The 15,723-nt window shown below is 71.7% G+C and carries 15 protein-coding genes; 3 read left to right on the top strand and 12 right to left on the bottom strand.

Annotated features, from left to right (window positions below; genetic code table 11):
- Nucleotides 1-135: 135 nt before the first annotated feature.
- The 12 genes from ACFWRO_RS04720 to ACFWRO_RS04665 form a co-directional block, all read right to left on the bottom strand.
- Nucleotides 136-1,236 carry a polyprenyl synthetase family protein gene (locus ACFWRO_RS04720; protein ID WP_384504283.1) on the bottom strand — a complete coding sequence of 367 codons (1,101 nt, stop codon included), beginning with the start codon at nucleotides 1,234-1,236 and terminating at the stop codon, nucleotides 136-138.
- Nucleotides 1,233-2,633: a hydroxysqualene dehydroxylase HpnE gene (gene hpnE, locus ACFWRO_RS04715; protein WP_384504281.1), complete on the bottom strand. Its 1,401-nt coding sequence runs from the start codon at nucleotides 2,631-2,633 to the stop codon at nucleotides 1,233-1,235. Before hpnE ends, ACFWRO_RS04720 begins: the two co-directional genes overlap by 4 nt.
- A gap of 82 nt (nucleotides 2,634-2,715) precedes the next feature.
- Complete coding sequence (gene hpnD, locus ACFWRO_RS04710; RefSeq protein WP_384504279.1) at nucleotides 2,716-3,666, bottom strand: presqualene diphosphate synthase HpnD; 951 nt, start codon at nucleotides 3,664-3,666, stop codon at nucleotides 2,716-2,718.
- Nucleotides 3,663-4,574: a squalene synthase HpnC gene (gene hpnC / locus ACFWRO_RS04705; protein WP_384504277.1), complete on the bottom strand. Its 912-nt coding sequence runs from the start codon at nucleotides 4,572-4,574 to the stop codon at nucleotides 3,663-3,665. Before hpnC ends, hpnD begins: the two co-directional genes overlap by 4 nt.
- A 299-nt stretch (nucleotides 4,575-4,873) precedes the next feature.
- The gene (locus tag ACFWRO_RS04700; protein ID WP_384504275.1) at nucleotides 4,874-5,545 is read right to left on the bottom strand and encodes a TetR/AcrR family transcriptional regulator; all 672 of its coding nucleotides are present in this window, start codon (nucleotides 5,543-5,545) and stop codon (nucleotides 4,874-4,876) included.
- 119 nt (nucleotides 5,546-5,664) lie between these two features.
- Nucleotides 5,665-6,450 carry an ABC transporter ATP-binding protein gene (locus ACFWRO_RS04695; RefSeq protein ID WP_384504273.1) on the bottom strand — a complete coding sequence of 262 codons (786 nt, stop codon included), beginning with the start codon at nucleotides 6,448-6,450 and terminating at the stop codon, nucleotides 5,665-5,667.
- Nucleotides 6,443-7,372, bottom strand: coding sequence for an ABC transporter permease (locus ACFWRO_RS04690; protein WP_384504272.1), 930 nt, complete (start codon nucleotides 7,370-7,372; stop codon nucleotides 6,443-6,445). Before ACFWRO_RS04690 ends, ACFWRO_RS04695 begins: the two co-directional genes overlap by 8 nt.
- Before the next feature lie 47 nt (nucleotides 7,373-7,419).
- The gene (locus ACFWRO_RS04685; protein WP_362003195.1) at nucleotides 7,420-8,298 is read right to left on the bottom strand and encodes a glycosyltransferase; all 879 of its coding nucleotides are present in this window, start codon (nucleotides 8,296-8,298) and stop codon (nucleotides 7,420-7,422) included.
- A gap of 75 nt (nucleotides 8,299-8,373) precedes the next feature.
- Complete coding sequence (locus tag ACFWRO_RS04680) at nucleotides 8,374-9,153, bottom strand: CDP-alcohol phosphatidyltransferase family protein (RefSeq protein ID WP_384504270.1); 780 nt, start codon at nucleotides 9,151-9,153, stop codon at nucleotides 8,374-8,376.
- The gene (locus ACFWRO_RS04675; RefSeq protein ID WP_384504269.1) at nucleotides 9,131-10,192 is read right to left on the bottom strand and encodes an iron-containing alcohol dehydrogenase family protein; all 1,062 of its coding nucleotides are present in this window, start codon (nucleotides 10,190-10,192) and stop codon (nucleotides 9,131-9,133) included. The genes ACFWRO_RS04680 and ACFWRO_RS04675 overlap by 23 nt, the downstream gene beginning before the upstream one ends.
- A complete protein-coding gene (locus ACFWRO_RS04670; RefSeq protein ID WP_384504267.1) occupies nucleotides 10,180-10,917 on the bottom strand; it encodes a sugar phosphate nucleotidyltransferase in 738 nt (245 codons plus the stop codon). The genes ACFWRO_RS04675 and ACFWRO_RS04670 overlap by 13 nt, the downstream gene beginning before the upstream one ends.
- A complete protein-coding gene (locus tag ACFWRO_RS04665) occupies nucleotides 10,914-12,674 on the bottom strand; it encodes a DUF5941 domain-containing protein (RefSeq protein WP_384504507.1) in 1,761 nt (586 codons plus the stop codon). The genes ACFWRO_RS04670 and ACFWRO_RS04665 overlap by 4 nt, the downstream gene beginning before the upstream one ends.
- Here ACFWRO_RS04665 and ACFWRO_RS04660 point away from each other — a divergent pair.
- The 3 genes from ACFWRO_RS04660 to ACFWRO_RS04650 all read left to right on the top strand — a co-directional run bounded on the left by ACFWRO_RS04660 (nucleotide 12,555) and on the right by ACFWRO_RS04650 (nucleotide 15,596).
- On the top strand, nucleotides 12,555-12,833 hold the full coding sequence (locus ACFWRO_RS04660) for a hypothetical protein (protein WP_384504265.1): 279 nt from the start codon (nucleotides 12,555-12,557) through the stop codon (nucleotides 12,831-12,833). The two genes, ACFWRO_RS04665 and ACFWRO_RS04660, sit on opposite strands and share 120 nt — an antisense overlap.
- A 325-nt stretch (nucleotides 12,834-13,158) precedes the next feature.
- Nucleotides 13,159-14,100 (top strand): cation diffusion facilitator family transporter, encoded by a 942-nt coding sequence (locus ACFWRO_RS04655; RefSeq protein ID WP_384504263.1) that lies wholly within the window; start codon nucleotides 13,159-13,161, stop codon nucleotides 14,098-14,100.
- A 242-nt stretch (nucleotides 14,101-14,342) separates the two neighbouring features.
- On the top strand, nucleotides 14,343-15,596 hold the full coding sequence (locus ACFWRO_RS04650) for a GNAT family N-acetyltransferase (protein ID WP_384504261.1): 1,254 nt from the start codon (nucleotides 14,343-14,345) through the stop codon (nucleotides 15,594-15,596).
- Nucleotides 15,597-15,723 lie beyond the last annotated feature (127 nt).

Raw genomic sequence — 15,723 nt, 5'->3', positions numbered from 1 at the left:
GGGGGCGTGTTTTTTTTTAACCGTCTTTGTGGGGGGTGTTTATTTTGGTTTTTTTGGCGTCCCGGGGGGGGGGGGGGGGGGGGGGGGGGGGGGCCCCCGCCCCGCGACCGCGCACTCATATCAGGGTGATGGTGATCATCTCTTCCGTACGACGACGAAGTCGGCGAGCGCGGTGAGCTGGGCCCGGACGCGCTCGGGCATGTCCACCTCGTGCAGGGCACGGACGGCGATGGCGTGCTGGCGGCGGGCCTCGTCGGAGGTCCACTCCCGGCCGCCGGCCTCCTCGATGAGGGCCGCGCGGGTGGCGAACTCCTCCTCGGAGAAGGTGTCGAAGTCGTTGCTCTTGGCGTCGGCGGCGAGCAGCTCGCCGAGCCGCTCGGAGGCCGGTCCGCCGGCCGCGAGGGCGGCGACGACGGGCAGGGACTTCTTGCGCTGGCGCAGGTCGCTCCAGGTCTGCTTGCCGGTCGACTCCGGGTCGCCCCAGATGCCGAGGAGGTCGTCGACGGCCTGGAAGGCGAGGCCGAGGTGGTAGCCGTACTCCTCCAGCTTGTCGGCCGTGCGGTCGTCGGCGCCGCCGAGGACGGCGCCGATGGAGACGGCGCAGGCGAGCAGGGCGCCGGTCTTGTTGCCCTCCATCTCCAGGCACTCCTCGACGGTGACCCGCTCGCGGTGCTCGTAGGAGATGTCCTGGGCCTGCCCGTCGATCAGCTTGCGGGTGGCGGTGGTCAGCCGGCGGGTGGCCCGGCCGGCCTCGACGGTGCCGAGTTCGAGCAGCAGCTCGTTGGCGAGCGCGAAGAGCGCGTCGCCGACGAGGATCGCCTGCGCGGGGCCGTGCACCTTCCAGACGGTGTCGCGGTGGCGCCGCTGCTCGTCGCCGTCCATCAGGTCGTCGTGCAGCAGCGAGAAGTTGTGGACCAGCTCCACGGCGACGGCGCCGGGGACGCCCACCTCGGGGGCGACACCGGCGGCCTCGGCGGAGAGCAGGGCGAGGGCGGGGCGCACGGCCTTGCCGCTGTCGGCGTCGGTGGGGTTGCCCTGGGCGTCGATCCAGCCGAAGTGGTAGGCGGCGACGGTGTCCATGGGCGGGGCGAGCCGGTCGACGGCGGCCTTCAGGACGGGGGTGGACAGGGCCCGCCCCCGCTCCAGCAGAGCGGTGACGTCCGCGGTGTCGACGGCCGGGTTCACCGGGGGCACAGTCGGCACGGTCTCTCCTCTTGTTCCAGTACTCACACTCATGCCGCCTCCTGCAGCGGATGTTCATGGCGGCGGCCGAGGGCGGAGAGCGCGGCGCCCGCGGCGCTGAAACCGCTGCGGACGGCGCCCTCCATGGTCGCGGGCCAGCCGGTGGCGGTCCAAGCGCCGGCCAGGTACAGGCCGGGGGCGTGGGTGCGGGCGGCGGGGCGGAGCCGCCCGACTCCCGGGGTGGGGGCGAACGTCGCCGTCCGCTCCCGGGTGACGAAGAAGTCCCGGACGCCGGCGCCACGCGCGGCGGGCAGCAGCCGCTCCAGTTCCGGGAGGTAGCGCTCGCGCAGGGCGCCGACGGGCGCGTCGATCTCGTCCTGGGCGGCGGACTGGGAGACGGCCAGGTACTGGCCGGGGTCCTTGAGACCGGAGGAGTCCGTGCGGTCGAAGACCCACTGCACCGGGGAGCCGAGCGCGGTGAAGAAGGGCTGCTTGAGCACCTTGCGGTCGTAGACGACGTGCACGTTCAGGATGGGCGCGGTGCCGATGTCGAGGAGCCGGTCGGGGTTGTCGAGGGCGCCCTCGGGGAGCAGTTCGCGGGTCTCGCGCTGCGGGACGGCGAGGACGACGGTGTCCGCCTCGATGGTCTCCCCCGGTACGTCGACGGCCCAGCGGCCGTCCTCGGTACGGGAGATCCGCTCGGCCTTGGTCCGCAGTTCGGTGCGGACGCCGAGGGAGTCGAGGGCCTTGCGGGCGAGGGTGTCGTGCAGCTCGCCGAGGGGCACGTGGGCCCAGCCGATGTCGGCGGCGCCGGGCTCGGAGAGCAGTCCGGTCTTGAAGACCATGGCGGCCAGGCCCATGGAGGCGTCCGGTGCGGTGGCGTTGAGGGTGGCGACGCCGACCAGGTCCCAGAGGGCCTCGATGGCGCGCGGGGACTGGCCGTGGCGGCCGAGCCAGGTGGCGAAGTCGATGCCGTCGAGGGCCGGGTCGGCGGGGTCGAGGCGCTTGAGCGCGAGCGCGGCGCGGCCGACGCTCGCCCGCTCGGCGAGGGAGAGGTGCGGATAGGTCGCCAGGCTCTTGGCGAGGTGCAGCGGTACGGGCAGGTTGGTGCGCCGCAGCCGGCCGAGGCGGGGGCCCCGGGGGTGGGCGACGTCCAGGACGGGTACGTCGAGCCGGTCCTGGAGGGGTGCGAGGTGGGCGCCCTCGATCCGGTCGAGGAACCACCGGTACGCGTTGCAGCAGCGCAGGTAGACGTGCTGCCCGTTGTCGACGGTGAGTTCGCCGCGGCGGAAGGAGAACGCGAGCCCGCCGAGCCGCGGGCGGCCTTCGAGGAGGGTCACGCGCAGCCCGGCGTCGGCGAGTTGGAGCGCGGCGGTGACTCCGGCGAGCCCGCCGCCGACGACGACGGCGCGCGCCGCGGCGCCGTCCCGGCCCGTCTCACGCTCGGTCATGCCGCCTCCCCTCGGGCCGTCGCAGGCAGGGACGCCGTCGTACGGCGTGGGGTTGCCCGGTGCCGGGCCGCGGACCGTCGCATCAGGCACGCCTCCTGACGGTCCGTCGGGAGATGTTGCGGGTGTCGAGGCCGGAGAGGCCGCGCACGGCGACGTACGCCTTCTCGCGGCCGGGCAGCGAGACGCGGCCGCGCAGCACCGCCTCCGGGTCGCGTTCGATCCGGTCGAGCAGGCGGCGGTAGATCCCTGCCATGGCGGCGACGCAGGCGCCGCTGCGCCGGTCGAGCATGGGCAGCAGCCGGTAGCCCTCGGCGAACAGGGCGCGGGCGCGGCGGACTTCGAAGTGGACGAGGCCGGCGAAGTCGGATCCGGCGGGCGGGGTCTCGCTCCCGAAGCCCTCGCCGCAGCCGAACTTGGCGAGGTCGTCGGCGGGCAGGTAGGTGCGCCCGTTGCCGGCGTCCTCGCGGACGTCCCGGAGGATGTTGGTGAGCTGGAGCGCCAGGCCGAGGGTGTCGGCGTACTCCGAGGCGCGTTCCACACCCTGCGCTCCCGGCTGCGTGCCGAACACCCCGAGCGAGAGCCTGCCGATGGCGCCCGCGACGCACCGGCAGTAGACCTTGAGGTCGTCCCAGGTCTCGTACGTCTCGCCGCGCACGTCCATGAGGACGCCGTCGATGAGCTCGTCGAGGCCGCCGAGCGGGATCGGGAAGCGCCGGGAGGCGTCGGCGAGAGCCACGGCGACGGGGTCGGTGTCGTCCTCGTCGACCTTGTCGTGCCGCACCCGGTCCAGGAGCGCGCGGGTCGCCTCCAGACGCTCCCGCTTGGCCTCGGGCGCGAGCGGGCCGTCGCCGATGTCGTCGACGCGTCGCGAGAACGCGTACAGCGCGGACATGGCCTGTCGCTTGTCGGTCGGCAGGAGCCGGATCCCGTAGGCGAAGTTACGCGCCTGCTGTCCGGTGACCGCCTCGCAGTAGCTGTACGCGGCCTGCACCGGCGCCGACGTCTCCGTCTGTCCCTCCACGGTCCGGCTCACCCCTCTCTCCGCGCTCGCAGCAGGACCGTTCCCGCTTCGCGCATCAGACTCGGCTTTGTGGGCTTGGGGGGCTCCGGCAGGACGTCGAACCCGGCGGCGGCGATCGCGTCGAGCGCGGCGAGTCCGCCTGCCGTGAAGCCGGCGAGGAGCAGCCGCAGCCTGCCGCGCACGCTGGCGACCAGCGGGGTGCCGTCGCGCAGCAACATGCGGGCGCGGTCGGCCTCGAAGGCGATCAGGGCGCGCACCGAGGCGTTCGCGGTCGGCCGGGCGAGGTCGTCCTCGGTGACGTGGAAGCGCTTCATGTCCTCGGCGGGCAGGTAGATCCGGTCCCGGCCGAGGTCCTCGGCGACGTCCTGGAGGTGCTCGACGATCTGCAGGGCGGTGCAGACGGCGTCGGAGCGGCGGAGGCGCTCGGGGGTGGCGGTTCCGGTGATCCCGAGGACGAGCCGGCCTACGGGGTTCGCGGAGAGTTCGCAGTACGCGAGGAGGTCGTCGTACGTCTCGTAGCGGCGCACCAGCTGGTCCTGCCGGTTGGCCGCGATGAGGCCGAGGAAGGGTTCGGGGGTGAGTCCGCGGCGGCGCACGGTCGGCTGGAGGGCGCGGAGCAGCGGGTGGTGCGGAGTTCCGTCGAAGACCCGCATGAGGTCGGCCTCGAAGGCGTCGAGCAGGGCGAGGCGGTCCTCGGCCCGTTCGGGGGTGACGCCGAGGTGGCGGGCGTCGGCTCCGCCGGGGGCGAGGTCGCCGTCGCCGATGTCGTCGACGAGCCGGGCGAAGCCGTAGACGGCCATGAGGTCGTCGCGCCAGGCGCGCGGCAGGAAGAAGGGGGCCACGGGGAAGTTCTCGTCCGCGGCCTTGTCGAGGGTGGTGCGCGAGGAGGCGTCGGTGCGCACCTGCCGGGTTCCCGTCACTGGCCGCTGCCCGACGCGGGGACGGCGACACCCTCGTGGAGCTGGAGATTTCGCGTCATGGCCGTCACATCTCCTGTTCTACACTGCCGATCCAATCCATCCTATTTCGGACACGCCACCGGTCCGCCACGGACGGCTCACCGCCTGACGCCCGAGGATGCCTAGGGGTTATCGACCCACTTGCCACGAATCAGCACCGCTACAGCTTACGTTGTACAACGCCGAGTGCCTCGTCGGGGTGCCGGGCGCTTTGCGAAAAGAACACCCGGTGCGTCAACCCGCCCCAGGGGAACGGAAGTTCAGCTTCCCGACCGCGCCCGCACGGCGCGGGCCCCGGAGACCACCAGGGCGAGGGTGGACTCGACGACGTCCGCGCGGCGCTGCTCCGGGAGACCGCCGAGCGGGCCGTCGAGGAGCAGAAGTGACAGTCCGTGCACGGTCGACCACGCGGCGGCCTCGGCGGCGGGCCGGGCGCGGCGCGGGATGCGGCAGGCCCCGGTCAGCGCGTTCACGGCCTCCGTGAGCAGGGCGAACGCGCGGATCTCGGGTTCGGGTTCGGCGGGGCGGCCGAGCGGCACCCAGACGTCGCCGCAGGCCGCGCGCGGGGTGCAGAAGGCCGCCCGGTAGAGGCCGGGGTGCTCCAGGGCGAAGCCGACGTAGCCCCGGCCGAGGGCGGCGAGGCGCAGTTCGGCCGCGACCGTGGGGTCGTCGGCGCCGGGGACCCGCTCGGCGGCCCGCTCCATGGAGTCGGCGAGCGCCCGCAGGGCATGGGTCTTGACGGCCTTGAGCAGCTCTCCCCTGCCCTCGAAGTGCCGGTAGGCGGCGGTGGGCGAGACCCCGACCCGGCGGGCCGCCTCGCGCAGCACGACGCGTTCGGGACCACCCTCGGTGGCGAGGTCGACGGCGGCACAGATCAGCGCGTTGCGCAGATCGCCGTGGTGGTAGGTCTTTCCCCCGGAGATCGCTGCCATGGGCTCATCCTGCCCGATGTTGACCGCATGAACATTCCAGGTGGGAGGCGCCGAGCGGGCCGGGGAACGCGAAGGCCCCCGCCGGCTCGGCAGGGGCCTTCGTACGGGGTGAGGAGGGGCTACCTCGCGGTCTCGCGCTCGTACGCCCGCATGACTTCCTCGGTGGGGCCGTCCATCAGGAGCTCGCCCTTCTCCAGCCACAGGACGCGGTCGCAGGTGTCCCTGATCGACTTGTTGCTGTGGCTGACCAGGAAGACCGTGCCGGCCTCCTTGCGGAGCTCCCGGATGCGCTCCTCGGAGCGGATCTGGAACCTGCGGTCACCGGTCGCCAGGGCCTCGTCGATCATGAGGACGTCGTGGTTCTTGGCGGCCGCGATGGCGAACCGGAGCCGGGCGCCCATGCCGGAGGAGTACGTCCGCATCGGCAGGCTGATGAAGTCGCCCTTCTCGTTGATGCCCGAGAAGTCGACGATGCTCTCGTAGCGCTCGCGGATCTCGTCCTTGCTCATGCCCATGGCGAGACCGCCGAGGATCACGTTGCGCTCGCCCGTGAGGTCGTTCATCAGCGCGGCGTTGACGCCGAGCAGCGAGGGCTGGCCGTCGGTGTAGACCTTGCCGCTCTCGGTGGGGAGCAGGCCGGCGATGGCGCGCAGCAGGGTCGACTTGCCGGAGCCGTTGCTGCCGATGAGGCCGATGGCCTCGCCCCGGTAGGCGGTGAAGGTGACGCCGCGTACGGCGTGCACCTTGCGGACGCCGCGGGAGACCTCGGCCTTGCCCTTGCCGACGATCCGGCTGAGGGCCGCGGTGGCGCTGCCCTTGCCGCCGCCACCGGTGTTGACCCGGTAGACGATGTGGACCTCGTCGGCGATGACGGTGGGAACGCGTCCCTGGGTGGAATCAGCCACGGCCGTACCTCTCCTCGGCCTTCCAGAAGTAGACGAAGCCGCCGATGCCGGCCGCGAGGGCCCAGCCCAGCGCCGCCATCCAGACGTGCGACGGCAGGTTGGAGGAGCCGTAGTCGTCGATCAGGGCGAACCGGATCAGGTCCATGTAGAGGGCCGCCGGGTTGTACATGAGGACGTCGGCGATCCAGGCCGGCTTGTCCGCGAGCATCACCGGGATGGAGAACATGACGCCGGAGGCGTACATCCAGGTGCGCATGACGAAGGGCATCAGCTGGGCGAGGTCGGGCGTCTTGGAGCCCATCCTCGCCATGATCATGGCCAGTCCGACGTTGAACACGAACTGCAGGAACAGCGCGGGAACCAGGAGCAGCCAGCTCATCGAGGGGTAGCTGCCGAAGGCGATCACGATGGCCGCCAGCACGATCATGGAGAACAGCAGCTGCTGGAGCTGCTGGAGCGCGAACGAGACCGGCAGCGAGGCGCGCGGGAAGTGCAGGGCCCGCACGAGACCGAGGTTGCCGGAGATCGCCCGTACGCCCGCCATCACCGAGCTCTGGGTGAAGGTGAAGACGAAGATCCCGGTGACCAGGAAGGGGATGTACACCTCGGTCGGCATGCCCTGACCGGCGCCCAGGATCAGACCGAAGATCAGGAAGTAGACACCGGCGTTCAGCAGCGGGGTCGCCACCTGCCAGATCTGTCCGAGCTTCGCCTGGCTGTACTGCGCCGTCAGCTTCGCCGAGGAGAAGGCGAGGATGAAGTGGCGCCGCCCCCAGAGCTGGCGGATGTACTCGAAGAACCCGGGCCGGGCCCCGCTGACCGACAGACCGTACTTGGTGGCCAGCTCGGCCGGGGTCAGGCGGTCGTCGACGGATGGCGGGGCGCTCGTCGCGACCGCACCGTCGTGGGTTGTCTCACTCACAGGTCGGAACTTTCGTATTCAGATGCGCGGTGGTCAGGCACCACGTGTCAGACGACGGGCGGGCGTCCCAGTCGGGTCAGCCGCCACACCGTACGCCATTTCATGGGCCGGCGCGGTCCGCAGGGAGTGGCCCAGCCTTCGCGGAAACCGCCGAGCCACGCCTTGAGCGCGGGGCCCGAGGGACGCCGCGCGAGGGTCAGGAGCAGCCAGACACCGAGATAGACCGGAACCAGGAGTGCGGGGAGGTTGCGCCGGGCCAGCCATACCCGGTTGCGGGCCACGTTGTAGTGGTACGTCGCGTGCCGGGACGGTGGCGTGGTGGGGTGGAGCAGCACCATGTCGGAACGGTAGTCGATCATCCAGTTGGCGTCGAGGGCCCGCCAGGCAAGATCCGTTTCCTCGTGCGCGTAGAAGAACTCGTCGGGCAGACCGCCGACTTCGTCGAGGACCTGGGTGCGGACGGCGTTGGCGCCGCCGAGGAAGGTGGTCACGCGCGAGGACCGCATCGGGTCGGCGGCACGCAGCCTCGGGACGTGCCGGCGCTGGGTGAGACCGGTCTCCGGGTCGGCGATCCGGAAGCTGATGATGCCGAGCCGCTCGTCGGCCGCGAAGGCCTCGCGGACCAGCTCGGCGGTGTCGCCGCGCTCGAGCAGCCCGTCGTCGTCCAGGAAGAGCAGGGCGTCGACCGGGCCGCAGGGCCCCCCGGGGCCGAAGGCCTCGATGCCGACGTTGCGGCCGCCGGGGATGCCCAGGTTCTCGGGCAGGTCGATGGTGTGGACGCCCTCGGGCACCCCCGTGACGGGGGCGCCGTTGCCGACGACGACGACCTCGACGGGGTCGCCCTCCTGCTTGGCCACCGACTCGAGCAGCGCGCGCAGGTCGTCGGGGCGGTTGCCCATGGTGATGATGACCGCGCCCAGCTTCATCTGCGTTCTCACGCTCGTCCCCCTGCTCGTCGTCATGTCGGTCGTCCGCCCGCTCCTGGCCATGTCAGCCGGTCCTCACTTCAGTCGGCTCGACGCCAGGATCGACACCAGGTGCAGCACCGTCTGGAGGAGTGCGATGGCCGCGAGGACCGCGACGCCGAGGCGGGTGAAGAACAGATCACCCTGGACCGCGTCGAGGATCGCGAGGAGCAGGATCAGCAGGGAGGCCTCGATGCCGAGGACCAGGCGGTGGAACTTCAGCGCGCCGGCCGCCCGGCGGGCGAGGGCCATGCCGGAGGAGCGGGGCTCGCTCGCCGACTCCTTGACCGGCGGCATCCCGCCCTGGTGGCGGGCGACGCCGACGAGGTCGGTCTCCGCCTTGATGAGGATGGCGCCGAGCGCGGCGAGGGTGCCGAGGAAGGCCCACAGCCAGTCGATCCGGCCGCCGCCCCACAGGTCCGAGGCGCGCAGCCCGAAGCCGACCAGGACGGCCGCGTCGCACAGGTACGCGCCGACGCGGTCCAGGTAGACGCCGGAGAGCGAGAACTGCTTCTTCCAGCGGGCGACCTCGCCGTCGACGCAGTCGAGCAGCAGGTAGAGCTGGACGGCGACGACACCGAGTACGGCGCCCCAGATGCCCGGCACGAGCAGGGCGGGGGCCGCGAGGACGCCGCAGATCGTCATCACGTACGTCAGCTGGTTCGGCGTGATCCTGGTCTTGACCAGGTGGCGGGTGATGCGCAGCGAGATCTCGCGCATGTACAGGCGGCCGCCCCAGTGTTCACCGCTGCGCCGGTCCTTCACGCCCGCCGGGTGCACGACCGGGCGGAGTTCAGCTACCGATGGCTTTTGCATAGTCGGCGTACGCGTCCCTGATCTGGTCGTCGGAGAGTTCGAGGTGTTCGAGGATGGTGAAGCGGCCGGGGCGCGTCTGCGGGGCGAAGGACACGGCGCGGACGAAGTCGTCCACGCTGAAGCCCATCTCCTGCGGGGTCACGGGCAGGCCGTGGCGGCGCAGCGTCTCGACGATCTGGAGCGAGCCCTCGGCGGCACCGCGCAGGTGCATCGCGAAGGCCGCGCCGAGACCGCACTGCTCGCCGTGGCTGGCGGCACGCTCGGGGAAGAGCAGGTCGAAGGCGTGGCTGATCTCGTGGCAGGCGCCCGAGGAGGGCCGGCTGTCGCCGCTGATCGACATGGCGATACCGGACATCACCAGGCCCTCGGAGAGGGTGACGAGGAAGTCGTCGTCGCCGACGCCGCCGGGGTGGCGCAGGACCGCCTCGCCGGCGCTGCGGGCCATTGCCGCGGCGAGGCCGTCGACCGGCTCGCCGGTCTCCCGGTGCGAGAGCTCCCAGTCCGCGATGGCGGACAGGTTCGAGACCGCGTCGCCGATCCCGGAGCGGACGAAGCGCACCGGGGCGTCCCGGATCACGTCGAGGTCGATGACCAGCGCGATCGGGGTCGGCACACCGTAGGAGCCGCGCCCGTTGTCGTTGTCCAGGGTGGAGATCGGCGAGCAGATGCCGTCGTGCGACAGGTTCGTGGCGATGGCGACCAGCGGCAGCCCGACCCGGGCCGCCGCGTACTTGGTGACATCGATGATCTTGCCGCCGCCGAGGGCGACCACAGCGTCGTACCGCTTGCCGCGCATCGCGTCGGCGAGCTTGACCGCCGCGTCGATCGTGCCGCCGTCGACCGGATACCAGTCGGCGCCCGGCAGCTCGGGCGCGAAGCGGTCACGCAGCTTCAGGCCCGAGCCGCCGCTGATCGCGACGGCGATCCGGCCGTTGCTGGAGATCCGCTGGTCCGCCAGGAGGCCGGCGAGGTCGTCCAGCGCTCCCCGGCGGATGTCGACGACGACCGGCGAGGGGATCAGCCGGGTCAGTACTGGCACGCGATCTCACGGCCCTTCGCGAGGTCGTCGTGGTTGTCGATCTCGACCCACTTGACGTCGCCGATGGGCGCCACGTCGATGGTGAAGCCGTCGTCGACGAGCTTCTGGTAGCCGTCCTCGTAGTAGAGGTCGGGGTCGCGCTCGAAGGTCGCCTTCAGCGCGTCGGCGAGCGCCTCGGCGGCCTCGGGCTCGATGAGGGTGACACCGATGTACTCGCCGGTGGCGGTGGCCGGGTCCATGAGCTTGGTGATCTTCTGGACGCCCTTGCCCTCGGCCGTGATGACCTTCATCTCCTCGTCGGCGAGGTTCTTCACCGTGTCGAGGGCGAGGATGATCTTCTGGCCGTCGCCGCGCGCCGCGAGCAGGGTCTTCTCGACGGAGACCGGGTGGACGGTGTCGCCGTTGGCGAGGATCACACCGCGCTTGAGGACCTCACGGGCGCACCACAGGGAGTAGGCGTTGTTCCACTCCTCGGCCTTGTCGTTGTCGATCAGCGTGATCGAGACGCCGTACTGGGCCTCCAGGGCCTCCTTGCGCGCGTACACGGCCTCCTTGCGGTAGCCGACGACGATGGCGACCTCGGTGAGGCCGACCTCCGCGAAGTTCTTCAGCGTCAGGTCGAGGACGGTGGTCTCACCGTCGACAGGCACGAGGGCCTTCGGAAGCGTGTCGGTGTAGGGGCGCAGACGCCGTCCGGCACCGGCTGCCAATACGAGGCCAATCATGCTGTTTCTCCTTCGTCATGTACGGCAGGTGCTCCGGAGGACACCCAGAAACGGATGGACTCCACGAGCACCACGAGCGCGATGGCGACCGCGAGAGCGGTGAGCGCCAGGGCGAAGTCGTCGCCCCGGCTCGCCAGCAGGGCGGCGAGGACCGTCACCAGCAGGACGCGGCCCTCGTGGCCGCCGATGGTGCGCACCAGCCAGGTGGGCGGGGCGCCGGTGCCGCCGCGGATGCGGTACACCGTGTCGTAGTGATGGTAGGCGACGGCCGCCACGAGCCCGTAAGCCGCGGGCAAGGCGCCGTTCACCTCGGATCGGGCGGCGAGGATCAGGACCAGGCCGTACTCGGCGGCCCGGAAGATCGGGGGGACGAGCCAGTCGAGGGGCCCCTTGAGGGGGTGCGCGACGGCGACCCCGGCGGACAGGGCGTACACCACGGCGGCCAGGACCACCCAGAGACTGCCGACGTCCTTCCAGCCCGCCTCCACCAGCAGGACGGCCGCACCGAAGGCCGCGACCAGCGGGGCCACCCAGGGGCCGCGGGCACTGCCCGGCGAATGCGCGATGACCTGGGCGACGGGGCCGCTGTCGGCCAGGTCGGCGAGCGCCTGGGCGGCCCTGTCGGTGCGCTTGGCCTTGCGGGTCAGCGAGCGGAGCACGCGGCCGGCGGTGGTGTAGCAGGCGCCGAAGGCGCAGCCGACGATCAGCGCCCAGAAGGTGATCCGGGGAGTGGTGACGGCGGTGAGGACCGCGATCATGGCCCAGCGCTCGCCGATCGGCAGGATGATCATCCGGCGGACCCAGACGGTCCAGCCGACGCTGTCGAGCCGGCTGGAGAGCGCGGCGGTGGGGCTGCTGTTGGCCGTGGCGTCGTGGTTGGCCTCGTTGAACGAGAAGTCCACGACGTGCCGACAGGTCATGAGGACCATGGCACTGAGCGCGAGCGCCCAGACGTCGTCGCCGTCGCGGGCCGCGCCGAGGGCGAGGCCCGCGTAGAAGGCGTACTCCTTGGCGCGGTCGAAGGTGGCGTCGAGCCAGGCGCCCATCGTCGAGTACTGCAGGGAGTAGCGGGCGAGCTGCCCGTCGGTGCAGTCCAGGACGAAGGAGACGAGGAGGAGCACCCCGGCGGCGATGTATCCGCCGCGCTCGCCCGTGGCGGCGCAGCCGGCCGCGACGAGCGCGGTGAGCAGCGAGGCCGTGGTGACCTGGTTGGGGGTGAGACCGCGCCGGGCGCACCAGCGGGCGATGTAGCGCGAGTACGGACTGACGGCGAAGGTGGTGAAGAAGCCGTCGTGGGCCTTCACCGCGGAGCGCAGTCGTACGGCCTCGTCGTCGACGGCGGCGACGGCGGCGCGGGCCTCGTGGCGGGCCTCGGCGTCGGTCGGCACGGCGGCGACGAGCGTGCCGAGCGCGGGCCGGTGCACGGCGACGCCGTCGGCGTCGAGGGCCTCGGCGAGGGCGTCGGGCAGGCTCTCGCCGGTGGCGGCGGGCACCGCGGGGGCGCCGGGCACCGTCGCGTACGCGTCGGTCAGCGCACGGGCGAGCGCGGGGCGGGCCTCGGGCTGCGCGCTGAGCGCGCCGGGCGCCGAGGCGGCCGGGAAGCGGGGGTCGGTCAGGGCCAGGCGCAGGGCGTGGAGGTGTCCGACGAAGCGCGGGTCGACGACGGCGACCCGTTCACCGGCCGGTACGGCGGCGAGCAGCGCTCCCGTGTCCTGCGGGCCGGAGGCGACCCGTACGTCGAAACCCAGCGACCGCAGATCGCCGTCGAGCGAAGATCCGGGTACCGGCGGACCGGTGAGGATGGCGGTCGACAGACGAACTCACTCCTTGGAGCTGACGGGCGGGCCCTCGGGGCTCACGGCTCGGCCCCGGGCACGGCGGCTCGGCCCGGCATCGGGCGGCGGCACGTCGGCTGAGGCTATCGGATGAACATGACCGGAGTTCACCGAGGCTTTGCGGGGCGGACTCCCCCGGGCCCACTCGAATCCGTACGAGTGCGCCAGGCCCCACGGTGATCATCATGGGTGATCGACCCGCCGCCCCACAAACCGTGCCGGACGGCCGTCCTGACCCACCTTCTCGCGCCGTACCGGCGAACGCGCATCACCGCAGGTCAGATGTTATGACAACGGTGTTCAGTGCCGTGTTGCACATACCCCCCACCCGTAGTTCACTGGCGAATCGGAGCGACTCGCGGTGACGCGAAACACCAGGCGGACGACACAAGGGAGAGGCCACGTCATGGGGGCTGGACACGACCACGGGCACAGCCACGGCGGACCCCCGCCCACGGGGACCGCAGCGGCTGCCTACCGGGGCCGGTTGCGGATCGCGCTCGCGATCACGCTGTCCGTGATGGTGATCGAGATCATCGGTGGCGTCCTCTCCGACTCGCTCGCCCTGATCGCCGACGCGGCCCACATGGCGACCGACGCGGTCGGACTCGCGATGGCGCTGCTCGCCATCCACTTCGCCAACCGCCCGCCCACGGAGAACCGCACCTACGGCTTCGCGCGGGCCGAGATCCTCGCCGCCCTGGCCAACTGTCTGCTGCTGCTCGGCGTCGGCACCTACGTGCTGTACGAGGCGATCCAGCGGTTCATCGAGCCCGCCGAGACCAAGGGCGGACTGACGATCGTGTTCGCGCTGATCGGTCTGGTCGCCAACATGGTCTCGCTCTCCCTCCTGGTGCGCGGCCAGAAGGAGAGCCTGAACGTGCGCGGCGCCTATCTGGAGGTGCTCGCGGACGCGCTCGGCTCGGTGACGGTCCTGGTCTCGGCCGGCATCATCCTGGCGACCGGCTGGCAGTACGCCGACCCGATCGCCTCGATCCTGATCGGCCTGATGATCGTGCCGCGCACGGTCAAGCTGCTGCGCGAGACGCTGGACGTGCTCCTGGAGGCGGCCCCCAAGGGCGTCGACATGGCGGAGGTCCGCGCGCACATAGTGGCGCTGCCGGGCGTCGAGGACGTCCACGACCTGCACGCCTGGACGATCACCTCGGGCATGCCGGTGCTCTCCGCCCATGTGGTGGTGGACCAGGCGGCGCTCGACTCCGTCGGCCACGAGAAGATGCTGCACGACCTGCAGGGGTGCCTGGGCTCCCACTTCGACGTGGACCACTGCACCTTCCAGCTGGAACCTGTGGGTCACGCCGCGCACGAGGCCAAGCTCTGCCTGTGAGCCCCCTGTCCGTGAGCTCTGTCCGTGAGCCCTGTTAGGCTTGATCGACACGCGTTCGAACCGAGTGCGTGAAAGTCGTGATGTGAGAGAGGAGCTGAGGTTGATGACCGTCGCGATGGAGGCTGCCCAGAGCGGCAGCACCCGGTCCAGCTTCAGCTTCCGGGTCCTCGGCTGACCTGATCCCGGTTCCTCCGAACCGATCACCCGTCGGCCCGGGGCCCTCTCACAAAGGGTTTCCCACGTTGTCCGACAACAACAACGCAACTCACGACGCCTTCTTCGCCCTGCACCACGGCCTTCCGCGCCAGGGTCCGGGCTCCGACGCCACCACCCGCCGGCTGCTCGCGCTCGCGGGCCCGCTTCCCGAGCGGCCCCGTGTGCTCGACCTCGGCTGCGGTCCCGGCCGCTCCGCACTGCTCCTGGCCGCCGAGGCCGGGGCGGAGGTGACGGCCGTCGATCTGCACCAGCCGTTCCTCGACGAACTGCGCGAGGCCGCCGACGCCCGCGGGCTCGGCGACCTGATCCGTACGCTCCATGCCGACATGGGCGAGCTGCCGTTCCCCGACGGGTCCTTCGACCTCGTCTGGGCCGAGAGCTCGGCCTACGCCCTCGGCTTCGACACCGCCCTGCGCTCCTGGCGCCGACTCCTCGCTCCCGGCGGCACCCTGGTGCTGACCGACTGCGAGTGGTCGGTGGACGAGCCGAGCCAGGAGGCCCGCGCCTTCTGGGACGAGCACTACCCGCTCCGCACCCGGTCCGCGAACACCGCGGCGGCCGTCGAGGGCGGCTACCACGTCCTCGGTGTCGTACCGCAGCCCGAGAGCGACTGGGACGAGTACTACGGTCCGCTCACCGAGCGGGCCGACGCCGCCGACCCCGGCGCTCCCGGCATGACCGAGATCCTCGCCTCGACCCGCGCGGAGCTCGCCATGCGCCGCGACCACGGCGGCGAGTACGGCTACACCGGATACGTCCTGCGGCCCGCCGACCCCCGGTGGCGGACGCGGTCGGAGACCGACGCCGACATCCGTTCCGTATGGGACATCAACGCGGCGGCCTTCGAGACGCGGGGCGAGGCCGATCTGGTCGACGCCCTGCGTGCGGACTCCGGGGCCTGGCTGCCCGGTCTGTCGTTCGTGGCCGAGGCCCCGGACGGCTCGATCGCGGGGCACGCGCTGATCACCCGCTGCCATGTCGACGGTGTCCCGGCGACGGCGCTCGCGCCGGTCGCCGTCGCACCGGCGTACCAGCGGCAGGGCGTCGGGGAGGCCGTCACCCGGGCGGTGCTCGACGCGGCACGGCTGCGCGGCGAGCGGCTCGTCCTGGTACTCGGCCATCCGGAGTACTACCCCCGGTTCGGGTTCGTACCCGCGTCTGAATATGGAATCCGGCCGTCCTTCGACGTGCCGGACGAGGCCATGAGGGCGCTCGTCCTCGACGGCTCAGGACCGGTCCCGTCGGGCACGATCCAGTATCCGGCGGCTTTCGGCGTCTGACGCCCCGCCCGCTCCCGTCGCTCCGGTGTACTCCGGAGTGGTGGGAGCGGGCCATGTCCGGCCCCCCGAAGTACGGACAAGCGGCTTTTGTACGGCAGACTGAGGGAGCCCCTCCGGGCCGAGACCG

It is taken from the genome of Streptomyces sp. NPDC058579 (genome assembly GCF_042718575.1).
In the GTDB taxonomy this organism is placed as follows: Bacteria; Actinomycetota; Actinomycetes; order Streptomycetales; family Streptomycetaceae; genus Streptomyces.
The sequence above is the reverse complement of the archived record's forward strand: the minus strand, read 5'-3'. Positions and strand labels throughout refer to the sequence as shown.

Coding starts and splice junctions, on each gene's coding strand:
- ACFWRO_RS04720 (WP_384504283.1), bottom strand. CDS start 1,236: ATGAGTGTGAGTACTGGAACAAGAGGAGAGACCGTGCCGACTGTGCCC.
- hpnE (WP_384504281.1), bottom strand. CDS start 2,633: ATGACCGAGCGTGAGACGGGCCGGGACGGCGCCGCGGCGCGCGCCGTC.
- ACFWRO_RS04700 (WP_384504275.1), bottom strand. CDS start 5,545: ATGGCAGCGATCTCCGGGGGAAAGACCTACCACCACGGCGATCTGCGC.
- ACFWRO_RS04685 (WP_362003195.1), bottom strand. CDS start 8,298: ATGAAGCTGGGCGCGGTCATCATCACCATGGGCAACCGCCCCGACGAC.
- ACFWRO_RS04680 (WP_384504270.1), bottom strand. CDS start 9,153: ATGCAAAAGCCATCGGTAGCTGAACTCCGCCCGGTCGTGCACCCGGCG.
- ACFWRO_RS04670 (WP_384504267.1), bottom strand. CDS start 10,917: ATGATTGGCCTCGTATTGGCAGCCGGTGCCGGACGGCGTCTGCGCCCC.
- ACFWRO_RS04655 (WP_384504263.1), top strand. CDS start 13,159: ATGGGGGCTGGACACGACCACGGGCACAGCCACGGCGGACCCCCGCCC.